Below are 13443 nucleotides of genomic sequence, written 5' to 3'. Positions count from 1 at the left end.
GAGCTTGGTTTTCTGTTTCTAAGGCGATGAGGCGTTGGGTTTGTTCTTTTGGGGTCATGCACCCAATCTTATCACTTTCTTCTTCTCGTCAGTCAGCTCTCTCTCCTACCTCGGCAGTTACAAAAATTTCCCCTTTCTGTTTATGCAGGGAGGGGTTTTTTTAAGGAATCAGTGTCATCGCCTCACTCACTCTCCCCCAACCTGAATCCATCATTTCATAACTGACAGATTACTCAGTGTATAGCGGTTCTGCTACTAATACTAATGATCCTTGTAAGTCCGCAACAATCTCGGTAGTGATATCACTGACCGCTAGTCCTCCTGCCGTTTGGCGACGCAAAGCTCGTAAAACAGTTAAATCATACTCTTGGGCAACTTCGATAATTGCTTTTGGAACATGGTCATGCACCATGGTTTGGATATGTATCGGCAGATGAAAGTTATGCCACAGCAGCCAGTCCTTCAACCCCTCTTCAAAGGCTTCCATTTCCTCATTGGATTCTCCCCAAGGGACCACATGAAGGAGGCTTACTTCGGCTTGATTATTTTGCGCAATTAATTGAGCAAACTCAATGGTTCGCCAACTGGGTGGACTTAAATTTTCGATCGGCACTAAAATCCGTTTAATTTCCGTTGGGTCTTCATGGAGGTTCATCACGACCACTGGACAGTGTGCCGTCCAAAAGACATGATCAATGGTTTTACCGAGGAAGCGTTCCCGAAGTGTCGTGGGACTCCAGCCCATGACAATCCAAGTGGCACCGTGTTCCCGTGCGGTGCGAGTAATGCCTTGGGCAATATTGTCATCTAAACGTAGCACCGGCAGGATAGAAACATCGAAATGATTACTCAGTTCTTGAGTCTCCTCAAGTAAAGATTGCGCGTGTTCGATATCGTCGGTCGCTGCCATCCCATCGATAACGACCGCCAAAGAAATGACTTTTCCCTCTCCTTGGCGGGCAAGTAAAGCAGCAGTTTCGACTAAATGGGTTTTCGTATTTGGGTTGGCTAGGGAAACCAAGACACGCGAAGGGGGATAGGTAACAAACGTTTCTGGAATCGTGAGTGATCTTAACGGTTGGGCACGGCGAGGGCTTTGTAACTGACGCCCAAACCGCTGGGTGAGAATGGGACCAACCATTGCTGTTACCAGCATTAACATAATCACAGCATTAAACAAAGCGCGATCGAGCAAGCCTTGATTTAAACCGGCTAAAGCTGCCGCTAGAGTAGCAGCAACTTGCGGTAAGGACAGAGACCACATGGTTAAGCCTTCGGTACGGGAATAACCATATATCCATTGCGCGATCGCTGCAGCGATACCTTTACTAAAAAATAATCCTCCAACCAGTGCTGCAGTTAACGCTAAATTTCCCGTTAAGGTTTGCCGCAAACTTGATAAATCGAGTAATAATCCCATATCCACAAAAAAGAAGGGAATAAAGAGGGTACTCCCGACAAACGTAATCTTTTCTTCAACTTGGCTGCGTCCCACCACATCATTAACTGCTAATCCAGCAAGAAACGCACCAACAATTTGATCGACTTGAATCAATTGTGCTCCTGCTGCTGTTAAAAAGACAGCTAACAAAACAAACAAAAACTGATTACTTTCTTCCTCTCCCGTGCGCCGGAAATAAAATTTTCCTGCCCAATCTAAACCGAATAAAACTAGGACTGCATAAATCCCTAAAGCAATTAATTGAAAGATTAAACTAGCAGCAGAAAAATCCCCCTGATGAATCGATAAACAAATCGCTAATACTAAAAGGGAAGCAATATCAGTAAAAATCGTTGCCCCAATCGTCGCCACGACTGCTGGATTGCGCTCCACCCCTAGGCGAGTGACAATCGGATAACCTAGTAAGGTATGAGATGCCATTAAAGATCCCATGACAATCGCAGCATTGATGCCATATCCAAATAAAGAACTGACTAAAATTCCAGTTAAAAGGGGGAAGAGAAATGTGGTGATTCCAAAACCCAACGCTTTTCCTTTTGCTTTCCGAAACTCATTGAGATCAATTTCTAATCCTGCGACAAACATGAGATAAATTTTGCCTACATCAGAAAGCAATTTCATTGTTTCTGATTGCGAATCTAAAAAGCCCAATCCGTCAGAACCCAAAGCAATTCCCGCAACAATTAATCCCACTAATCCTGGCAGTTTCAAACGCTCAAAAATGGGCGGTACAATCAGAACAACTAGTAATAAAATTGTGAAGGAAAATAAGGGACTTTCAATTAGGTTTGACCACATAATAATAAGTAATAATAACCGCTTGGCTTTTTCCTCCTCATCAGGAAAATCAGCTACGTTGCCGTTATTGTCAATTATTGATTTTCACTTGTCAATTATTTATTAATTTAACTTTTCCCTGGCAGCAACAGTTTGACATTTCTTCAAGAATTCCTGTTGCCCGCTAAGTTTGAGGTAATGAGGACATTTTAGCGATGCTCATCCCAACAAAATCCTTGGTACCAATGACTAATGACTAGTGACAAAAAACATGAAATTCCACGACCTTTAGGAGTAGGTTGAGTTAACCCAACCATCTAACCAGCAGGGTTGACGATTCCTTCTAATTCTGCATCCGTCAGATTGTACAGTGCCCGTAACTGCTGCAAGCGATCTTCATCGACTTCCCAAAATCCACGTCCCTGGGCTTCCAGCATTCTCCCGACAATATTGCGAAAGGCTTCCGGGTTCGCTTGGCGTAAACGTTCTGCCATCTCTGGATCAAGGGCGTAGGTCTCTGCTGCTTGGTCATACACCCAGTTTTCTTGAAAGTTAGTGGTTCCCGCCCAGCCCATTAAAGCCGTCATCCGTTGGGAAATTTCGTAAGCCCCGCCTGATCCTTGATCGGCCATTGCTTTTGCCCATTTGGGATTGAGCAGTTTGGTGCGGTATTCTAAGCGCAAGACATCTTCTAGTTTGCGAGGGGTGGAATCTTTAGAGAAACTTTCCACGACGCTGGCGGTCACTGGTTTTCCTCCTTGCACTTCTGCTGCTTTTTTCAGTGCGCCCGTATTGGCGTAATATTCTTGAATATCAGTGAGTCCGTATTCAACGGAATCAATTTGTTGGACAATGCGACCGGTGCTTTTGAGGAGATTATTAAGGATTTCCAGGCGGGTTTGACCTTTATCGTTGCGACCGTAACTAAAGGCATTGCGCCCTTGCCAAGTGTCCGCCAGTTCTTCCCCGGTATCCCAGTTACCGTCAGAAACGCGATCATTGACTAGCGAGCCAAAATCGCCAGCTGGATTAGAAAAGAGTCGTGCAGAGGGATTTTCTACCCCTTGCGCTTGCAGTTCTAAAGCGTGCTTGCGAATGAAGTTACGATCGCGCGGTTCATCAGCGGTTGCTGCGCGTAGAAACAAATCATCCAACAATTCTATGACATTAACAAAGCTATCGCGGAAAATCCCTGAGAGATTGCCCAGGACATCAATGCGCGGATGATTGAGGCGCTCTAACGGTTCTAACTCATAGCGAACAATGCGCCCTGTCCCTTCTTTCACCGGCTTGGCACCCACTAAGCCGAGGACAATGCCCAGGGATTCGCCTTTGGTTTTAATCGTATCTAAGCCCCATAGCATCACCGCGACGGTTTCCGGATACGTGCCAGTTTCGGCTAAATGTTGATCGATAATTTGTTGCGCGATCGCGCTTCCTCGTTCAAAGGCAGCAGGAGAGGGCATCCGATAGGGGTCAAGGGCGTGAATATTGCGCCCTGTGGGTAACACGCCGGGACCATCTCGCAACAAGTCGCCACCGGGCGCAGGGGGAATGTATTCGCCATTGAGACCTCGCAATAAATTAGTGATTTCATCCGTTGTCTGACTCAGGCGATCGCGAATTTCTAAGGCTTCTTCTAAAAGTGGGTCTTCTGCAATGGGGGTTTCCCCTTGCGCGATTGCGTCTAAAACCTCTTCTGGCAATTGCCCATCAAAATAGGCGTGCAAGTAACTCGCCAATTGTTCAGGATTCGGAGGTTGGCCGAAAACGTGCAATCCTGAAGAAAACAGACGATTTTCTAACACTTGTAGATAGTCATAGAGATCCTTGAGATAAGCATCAAAAATCTCGGGTGCAAGTTGACTGACCGTTTGGTAAGAAAAGGTGAGATTTTGCTCTTGTAGCGCAGGGAGTGGGCAATCTGCATCTAACCCCGTATCAACGACCTTAGTACAAATCGCTTCTTTCAACGGGAAGTTTTTCTCCGGATCTTCGCGATATTCAGTGATTAAATCTCGTAGTGTTACCAGTTCTTTATACAAACCAGCGCGACCATAAGGGGGAACATTATGAGAAATTAACACCCCATAGCCTCGCCGTTTAGCCAACATGGACTCAGACGGATTATTTGCCGCATAGATATAGAGATGCGGCAGATTTCCCAATAAGGTATCGGGCCAAGAATAAGCCGTATTTCCTAATGGAGAACCCGGCAACCATTCCACCGTGCCATGCATCCCGAAATGAACCACAGCATCGGCTTGGAATTCTTCCTGTAGCCATTTATAAAACGCTGCGTATTGGGGATGCGGGGTAAGATCCCGTTCAAACATCAAGCGCATCGGGTCGCCAGATAAGCCTAAAGGCGGTTGCACGCCAATCCAGATGTTCCCTAGTTGCACCCCACCGAGTAAGAAGTGATCGCCCAATGTCCGAATTCCACTCCCCGTTAACGATTTCCACTGCTTCTCAATCCGTCGGCGTTGAATTGGTTTCAGCCATTTATGAAGGGCTTTAGCTTTAACCGTTGTAATCCCACTGGCACTCAAATCTGATATGTGCGGGAGTTGACCGGAATAAGCCTCATCTGCTTCTCGCACTTGCTGAATCAACGCTTCGCCACTTTCTGGCAGTTCACCGACGTTATATCCTTGCGCTTGCAGTTCTCGTAATAAGCGCATTAAAGATTGAGGAACATTGAGCAGTGCAGCGGTTCCCGTTGCGCCATAGCCGGGGGGAAAGCCATAGAGGACAATTGCGATTTTGCGATCGCGCGGAGGTTTCTCCCGCAGCGCAATCCACTGTTTCACCCGTCCCGTTAAGCGTCGTACTCGTTCGGGAACCAGATAGATATCATCTCCGACTAAACCCCCTAATGGCACCGGCTCGATCGCGCCATCTAACTCCGGTAAGGCATACAGTACCACACTTTGCAGCCCACCAATCCCCTGTCTCGTCCAGGAGTGAATATCTTGGATTAAAAGGGGTGCAGCGACAATATAGGGGACATTTTTAGCGTTTAAGATGCGAGTGGCGACTGCTACTTGTCGTCCTGCTTCCATGGAACCGGCGGGCCCCCCCACTAAGGGAAAGCCAAGGGTAGAAACAATCGCATCCACCCTTACTGCCTCTTTTTTCAGCGATCGCGTGGCAATCTTGCCTAATTCCCGCTGCTGTTGTTCATAAGTGGTGGTTAGCCAATCTCGGACGGCAATATGCCCTTCCACTCCTGTAATAAACAGAGGAATCGGTAACAGATTAGCACTTTCAAAGGCGCGAATCAGTTGGGGGATATAAGGTTGCTGGGTCAGGACATGCTTCCGGTAAAGGAGGATGGCAACCACAGCGCGATCGGTTGCTTCGGGTTTCTGCTGTGTGTACCAGTGTAAGTAATCTTGCGGGGAAGTGAAATAACCCTCATAATCGGGATGTAACAAACCCATATTGGGCGTTTCTATAGGCGGTGGAATCTCACCGACGGGTAAATCGAGATAAGTTTTCGCGATATAGGTAAACAGCGTGGCGACGTTTTCGGCACCCCCGGCATTCCAATAACTATAAATCGTCAGCCAATGGCGTAAATCTTGCACCTTCCGACCGGGAAGATACTTCAACAACTTCGGTCCCACTTTCAAAAAGCTTAGATAGCCCGCTAACTTGTCCTCTTCCCGACTATTCCCAAACTTACTGAGGATAAATTTAACCGGTTTTGGCATTCCCTTAGGTTTTTCGCTAAGGGTAAACGTTCCCACCTTTGTCAGCGCCATCAGTTCCAGTGCGGATTCAAACACGAGGCGAATCGGGATATTTTGAATCCGTTCCCGTAACCAAATCACCTGATCATAGTCGAAGAGTAAACTGGCAAAGAAAACTTGCGCCTCTTGTAAAGCAGTCTCTATCTTCTCAGGAGAATTGGCTAAATCACGATTACTAAAGACAAAAATTTCTAACTCAGGACATTGTTGCTGAGCAACTTTTGCTGCTTCCCGATACAAATTAGCATTGAATGATTCAAAGCCAGCAATCAGAACGATACGGTGTGTCATCCCCGCCCTCCCATAGAAACGCTCTACTTTGATCTTAAATCGGTTGCGGAGGTCAAAGATTACGCCTTCGGAAAACGGAAGGCGCCTGCTTTGACCGTTGGTCAAACAGAGGAAAGAAACTTACCTTGCTTTTTCAAAGGATTAGGGAAGTCTCCTCGATTCAAGAAAAGAAGAAACTATCGGGGCTGGACCTATCCAGACCAGGCAGGTTGGAAAGCTGATTCTGATGGCAAAAATGGCTATCTTCAGCTCAAAGACTTGGGATTAAAAATCAAAATGCGAGGTCAAGCAAGAACTTGGGGGACTGCTAATACTTGTACCATCTTTTGGGATGGAAAAGACTGGTCTGCCTCGATTACAGTTAAGTGCGAACCAACGAGGGCAACAGGAAAAGGAGCAATCGGTTTGGATTTTGGGTGTAAGGTAGCAGTTGCTACTTCTAACGGTGAGTTGATAGAAGCCCCAAAGTTTCAAGCCAAAGCTCAAGAGCAAGTCAATCAACTTTCTAAAAAGCTCCGACGAAAACGTCGTCCAGAAAAAGGAAAGCTCAGAGCATCACGGAGATGGAAGAAGCATCAAAAGCAGATCAGCAAGGTTAAGCGTAGAGTTTCTAATCAAAGACAGGATTGGTCACATCAAGTAGCAGCACAAATAGTTAGCGATAATAGCTTGGTTGCTACAGAAAAACTTAATCTGAAAGGGATGACCCGCAAGGCTAAAAGCAAGGGTAAAAAACAGAAAACTGGTCTCAATCGTTCTCTGCTTGATGTTGCCATTGGAATGACCAAAGACAAAGACAACATCAAATATAAGGTTGAGGAAGCTGGTGGTGTCTACACCGAAATCCCAACTCGAACGGTTAAACCCACTCAACGCTGTGTTAAGTGTTGGAAGCTCACCAAAAAGACCCTAAATGACCGAGTTCACAACTGCCAGCATTGTGGTCATTCCGAAGATCGTGATATAAAACGCATCTCAAGTTATGCTTGAGGCGGCGTTACGGGGTGCGGGACGTGCCTCGTCAGACGCAGAGTCATCTAGCTCTACCTCCTGCGGAAGCATGAGGCAACTAGGGGCGAAAAGAGGTGCGACCCAAGCGGAGGTTTCCTCCGCATTGGAAAGCGCACCTTAGCGGGAAACCGCAAGGAAGCGTCAGAAACCGCAATCTCAGGCGAAGGCGGATTGCGTGTAGTTCATATAGAACTGATTCAGTTAGGAGTTCGAGTAAATGCCTAATTGAGTTCGGCGCGATCGCGCTCTCATAGAGCAACTATCCTGAAAAGAATTGACATCATTGGCGCAAAGCGGCTTCTCGCAGAGTCCCCCTTACTTAAACGCACTCTTCCTCATCAATGCTCACTCTTTGGGTAGAGCGTGTGCCTCCCGTGCATCGGTGAATTTTATTAGTGTATCCTGAACTGGCGTTATATTAGATAATTGTTAACGAAGCATTACTCATTGCTATGTCTGTTCAACCCCAGTCTTTTTCTTCACTGGAAGGGAGTGTCAACTCAGAGAAAAATGAATCAAATCAACCTGAATGGACCATCGAAGAGAGTGAACAAATTTATCAAATTCAAGGCTGGGGCGACCCCTATTTTTCCATCAATCGTGCTGGACATATCACAGTTTCCCCACAGGGCGATCGTGGTACTTCTCTAGATTTATATGAACTGGTCACTGCCCTGAGAAAACGTAACATCGGGCTGCCCATTCTCATTCGCTTTCCGGAAATTCTAGCCGATCGCGTGGAACGACTTTATGCCTGTTTTGATCGCGCTATTTCTCGCTACAACTATCCCGGAAGTTATCGTGGTGTATTTCCGATTAAATGTAACCAACATCGCCATTTGGTCGAATCATTAGTCGAATGCGGAAACAAACACCAACTGGGATTAGAAGTGGGATCAAAGCCGGAATTAATGATTGCCTTAGCGACGCTGAATCCCTTACCCACTAGCCCCAAGCAAGAACAAGCATCCCTCTTAATCTGTAATGGTTATAAAGACCGTGAGTATATCGAAACAGCATTACTCTCTCGGCGCTTAGGCTATCAAACGATTATTGTTGTCGAACAGTTAGAAGAATTGGAACTGATCCAAGAAATTAGTGAAGAATTAGCCATTTCTCCGGTGATTGGTATCCGAGCCAAATTGGGAACGCGGGGAACAGGACGCTGGGGCGTTTCCACTGGCGATCGCGCTAAGTTTGGCTTAACGATTTGGCAGATCTTACAAGCGGTCGAAACCCTCAAAGCTTACAACCAATTAGACAGTTTACAACTCCTTCATTTTCATGTGGGGTCGCAAGTTTCTTCCATTCGCGTGATTAAAGAAGCGATTCGCGAAGCCGCCCAAATTTACGCTGAACTCACTGCTTTAGGCGGAAATTTAAAGTATCTCGATGTTGGGGGCGGCTTAGCCGTTGACTACGACGGGTCAAAAACCAATAAAAATAATGCTTCCAAAAACTACAATATGCAAAACTATGCCAATGATATTGTCGCGGAAGTCAAAGAAGCTTGTGACCAAGCAGAGATTGCGGTTCCCACCCTAATTAGTGAAAGCGGTCGCGCGATCGCGTCACATCAAGGGGTGCTCATTTTTGATGTTTTAGGCAGTAATGAACCGCCCATCACCCCACCACCGGTGATCGAAGAAGAAGAACATTTAATTATTCGCAATCTTTGGGAAACTTATGCACTGATTAACGACGAAAATTACCAAGAACACTATCACGACGCCATTCAATTCAAACAAGAAGCCATTGGTTTATTTAATTTTAGCTACTTAACTTTACAAGAACGAGCAAGAGCAGAACAACTGTATTGGGCGTGTTGTGCCAAAGTTTTTGAAATTATTAAACATCAAGAAACCGTAAGTGAGGAATTGCAATCAATTGCCAATATTCTCACTGCCATCTATTACATTAATCTCTCCGTTTTTCAATCTACGCCTGATCATTGGGCCATTGATCAACTCTTTCCGATTATGCCCATTCATCGCTTGCATGAAGTTCCTAGCAAGCGTGCTATTTTAGCTGATTTAACCTGTGATAGTGACGGTAAAATTAGTCACTTTATTAACCCCAAAGGACAAAAGCCGAAAGACTTTTTAGAACTTCATCCCTTAACTGAAAATCAACCTTATTACTTAGGCATGTTTTTAGTTGGGGCGTATCAAGAAATTATGGGGAACCTCCATAATCTCTTTGGCGATACCAATGTCGTGCATATTCGCACCCATCCCAAAGGCTACAAAATTGAACAGTTTGTCCGTGGCGATACCATTACTGAAGTCCTCGCCCAAACCCAATACTCTAGCGAAGAATTACTGGAAAATCTCCGCCGTCATACCGAACAAGCCTTAGAAAAAAACTTAATTTCCCTCCCTGAGTCACGTCGTTTACTCAATAATTATCAGCAAGGGCTAGGAAACTATACTTATCTCAATGCTAACTATCGAGAATAGCCTATCCCTCCTCTGTTAACTTCGATCTGAAGAAATGACTGTTGAAACTATCAGGAAAGACTTCTCTCGAATGACAGAGGAAAAGTGACAGTAAACCAGCCTAGAATGCATAATGATTAGAAGTTAAGTGACCCCCAGTGAGCCTTGAGTAAACCAGCCACACAGCAAAAAACCTTACGTGTCCTGATCGCTGACGACCACGAGTTAACTCGCTACGCTTTGCAAATTGTCTTATCGACCCGACAGGCAATCACCCTTGTTGGAACCGCTTGTAATGGGAAAGAAGCCCTAGAGATGGCAATAAAACACGCTCCCGATGTGTTGGTGATGGATTTACAAATGCCAGTCATGGATGGCTTGCAAGCATCAACTGCCATTAAGCAAGAATACTCAACGGCGCAGATTATTGCCTACTCCTCCCTCGAAGATGCACAAACTGAGGCAATGTCCCAATCCGCTCCAATTGATGCCTTCTGCACGAAAGAAACATCCACCGAAGAGTTAGTTGATCTCATCAAGCAACTGGGACATAACCATTAATTTTATTGTGCTTCGGGAAACGTGGCTTTGAATTCTTCGAGTAAATCGTCTAATTCTTCTAAAGCTTGATTGACATCTAAACGTAAATTACCGATGTTAGGTTGCTCCATTAGGTCAACCAAAACCTCACGCTTGCTTTCAATTCTACGAATTCGTTCAATGAGCGTTTGTTTATCCATAACCCCAAATTATGATCTTCCTGGCGTAGCTCTACGATAGACTATAAATGCTCAATACACCATAATGTCAAGATGCTCGGTCAAATCTCTTTAGGAAAATGGGGAATGATTGTTGGGGGAACGCTGGCGATCATGGGCTTTATCGCTTACGGTGCGGGGAATGCCACTCTCAATTTAGCCGGTTTTTTTTACGGGATTCCCCTTTTTTTAGGCGGACTCGCCCTCAAGGCAGCGGAATTAAAGCCAACTCCTTATACGAAAGAAACACCGCCAGAGGTGGTTAAATTACGGGAAGAACAAGCCACCCCCACCCAAAATCAAATTCGCAAAGATGTTACCCGTTATCGCTACGGACAGCAAGTGCATCTTGAAGAATCGTTAGAACGCCTCGGACTCAGCCCAACCGATGAAGAACGACCCATTTTAACCGGACTGCGCGAAGAAGCAATTGATGGCGCTTATGCCCTAATTTTAGAGTTTGAATCCTCTCTTGTCTCTTGGGAGACTTGGCAAGAAAAGCAAGAAAAAATCGAGCGCTTTTTTGGTCCCAATATCCGAGTCAAACTGAGCCAGCCTCAACCCGACTGCGTCGAATTAGCCTTAATTGCAGAACCGGAAGTCTCCAATCCGGAAATATGAAGATTTGTTTGAGCAGTGTTAAAGAGTGTTTCAAAATGTTCCTAAATTGTAGAGTTGGGGGGGGAACACCGGAAAACAGCGTGGTACGATGCCAAAGGTGAGTATTCAATAGCTAAGTAGAGGAGATAAACCTTGGTGTTAAGGGTTGCTGTTGTCGGATCAGGACCGGCGGGATCGTCTGCGGCAGAAGTATTGGCCAAAGCAGGAATCGAAACGTATTTATTTGAACGGAAACTGGACAATGCGAAGCCTTGCGGTGGGGCAATTCCCCTCTGCATGGTCAGTGAATTTGATCTCCCGCCCGAAATTATTGATCGTCGGGTGAGAAAAATGAAGATGATTTCACCTTCAAATGTCACGGTTGATATTAATTTAGAAAACGAAGACGAATATATTGGTATGTGCCGTCGGGAAGTCCTGGACGGCTTTTTAAGAAACCGCGCCGCTAAGCTTGGGGCCAATTTAATTAATGGGACGGTGCATCGCTTAGACTTACCGCAAAGTGATCATGAGCCTTACACTCTGCACTATGCCGACCACTCCGATGGCAGTTCTGTCGGGACGGCAAAAACCTTGCAAGTGGATTTAGTCATTGGTGCGGATGGGGCCAATTCCCGTGTCGCCAAAGCCATTGATGCGGGTGATTACAATTACGCGATCGCGTTCCAAGAACGGATTCGGATTCCCGAAAACAAAATGGGCTACTACGAGGAACTCGCCGAAATGTATGTCGGCGATGATGTGTCTCCGGATTTTTATGCTTGGGTCTTCCCGAAATTCGACCATGTGGCAGTGGGAACCGGTACGATGAAAGTCAATAAAGCCAAGATCAAAGACCTACAAGCAGGAATTCGCGCCCGGGCTGCTGAACGGATTACCGGTGGCGAAATTATTAAAGTGGAAGCCCATCCGATCCCGGAACATCCTCGTCCCCATCGGGTACGCGGTCGCGTTGCTCTCGTCGGAGATGCAGCGGGAACGGTGACGAAATCCTCGGGTGAAGGGATCTACTTTGCTGCCAAATCAGCCCGGATGTGCGCCGAAACCATTGTGGAAACTTCCAAAAATGGACAGCGCGTTCCCACGGAAAAAGATTTGAAACTGTACCTCAAACGCTGGGATAAACAGTATGGCATGACCTATCTGGTTCTTGATTTACTGCAACGGGTCTTCTATCGTTCTGATGCCAGCCGGGAAGCATTTGTGGAAATGTGTTCCGATAAAGATGTCCAACGGATGACCTTTGATAGCTATCTTTATAAAACAGTCACCCCTGGCAATCCTTTTGTCCAAATGAAAATTACCGCAAAAACCGTCGGTAGTTTACTACGAGGACACGCCCTCGCCCCTTAAATTGAAACCTCTAAAATTGTCATCATTGCCAGCATCTTTAAGTGGATTAGATGCTGGTTTTTTATTGTTAAAACCGAACCGGTTACACTGATTGAGAAGAGGATGAAAACTGTTAATCTAGAATGCGATAGAGTGTGAAAAAAGATCAATTATGATGGACGAGCATAAACAACAAGACGCAATGAATAATGAAATTCCTCAAGAAGAACAAACGCAAGATGTAGAATCGGCAACCCAAGAGCAGGAAGTTGTTTCGGCAGAAGTCGTAGAAAATCAATCCGAAGAAGCAGAGGCTCAATCGTTAGAGGCTGAAGGCGAACAACAACCTCAGCAAACTGAGGAATCAGCGAACACAGAGCAATTACAAGCAGAAATCCAAGCGCTACAGCAAAAATTAGAACAAGAAACCCAGCAACGAGAAGCTGTCACTGCGCAAGCCAAACGCCTTGCTGCTGATTTTGAAAATTTCCGTCGCCGCAGTGAGACGCAAAAAGAAGAAATTAAACAAAATGAAAAGCGAGAGACTTTATCTAAAATTTTAGAAATTGTCGATAATTTTGAAAGAGCGCGATCGCAAATCAAACCGACAACTGAAGGCGAAAAAAATATTCACAAAAGTTACCAAGGGGTTTATAAACAACTCGTCGAAGCCCTCAAAAGCCTCGGTGTTTCTAAAATGCGTCCGGAAGGAGAACCCTTTGATCCCTATTACCACGAAGCAATGCTACGAGAACCGACGAATGACTATACTGAAGGCACTGTGATTGAACAGTTGAGATCAGGATATATGTTGGGCGATAGTGTTCTCCGTCATGCTATGGTCAAGGTAGCAGCGGCACCAGAACCCACCACTGAATCAGAGGAAAGTGGTAATGAGCATAACAATAACGAAGAACAACTGGCTTGAATCCACTGAAAGTTTTTTCACTCTCCGTAACTTTCCCTGACTCGGGAGGGAAAACTTTCTGTAAACT

General features: G+C 45.7%; 7 protein-coding genes and 1 pseudogene. 6 read left to right on the top strand and 2 right to left on the bottom strand.

The genetic code is table 11. The features are described 5' to 3' along the window. Positions 1-229: 229 nt before the first annotated feature. Both GVY04_21605 and bchH read right to left on the bottom strand, forming a co-directional pair. Positions 230-2260, bottom strand: a complete 2031-nt coding sequence (locus tag GVY04_21605; GenBank protein NBD18627.1) for a universal stress protein — start codon at positions 2258-2260, stop codon at positions 230-232. Between the two features lie 296 nt (positions 2261-2556). Continuing rightward, complete coding sequence (gene bchH / locus GVY04_21600) at positions 2557-6288, bottom strand: magnesium chelatase subunit H (GenBank protein NBD18626.1); 3732 nt, start codon at positions 6286-6288, stop codon at positions 2557-2559. 321 nt (positions 6289-6609) lie between these two features. Here bchH and GVY04_21595 point away from each other — a divergent pair. From GVY04_21595 to grpE, 6 genes and pseudogenes are all read left to right on the top strand, one after another. After that, positions 6610-7420: pseudogene (locus tag GVY04_21595) on the top strand (transposase). Between the two features lie 331 nt (positions 7421-7751). After that, on the top strand, positions 7752-9758 hold the full coding sequence (gene speA / locus GVY04_21590) for a biosynthetic arginine decarboxylase (GenBank protein ID NBD18625.1): 2007 nt from the start codon (positions 7752-7754) through the stop codon (positions 9756-9758). Positions 9759-9902: 144 nt separating this feature from the next. Beyond that, complete coding sequence (locus GVY04_21585) at positions 9903-10298, top strand: response regulator (GenBank protein NBD18624.1); 396 nt, start codon at positions 9903-9905, stop codon at positions 10296-10298. A gap of 251 nt (positions 10299-10549) precedes the next feature. Further along, positions 10550-11116, top strand: a complete 567-nt coding sequence (locus GVY04_21580) for a DUF2854 domain-containing protein (GenBank protein ID NBD18623.1) — start codon at positions 10550-10552, stop codon at positions 11114-11116. A gap of 132 nt (positions 11117-11248) precedes the next feature. Continuing rightward, on the top strand, positions 11249-12469 hold the full coding sequence (gene chlP, locus GVY04_21575; protein NBD18622.1) for a geranylgeranyl reductase: 1221 nt from the start codon (positions 11249-11251) through the stop codon (positions 12467-12469). A gap of 151 nt (positions 12470-12620) precedes the next feature. Then, a complete protein-coding gene (grpE, locus tag GVY04_21570; GenBank protein ID NBD18621.1) occupies positions 12621-13376 on the top strand; it encodes a nucleotide exchange factor GrpE in 756 nt (251 codons plus the stop codon). Positions 13377-13443 lie beyond the last annotated feature (67 nt).

This window comes from Cyanobacteria bacterium GSL.Bin1 (assembly GCA_009909085.1).
Taxonomy (GTDB): domain Bacteria; phylum Cyanobacteriota; class Cyanobacteriia; order Cyanobacteriales; family Rubidibacteraceae; genus Halothece.
This window is presented reverse-complemented; position numbering and strand designations above follow the sequence as displayed.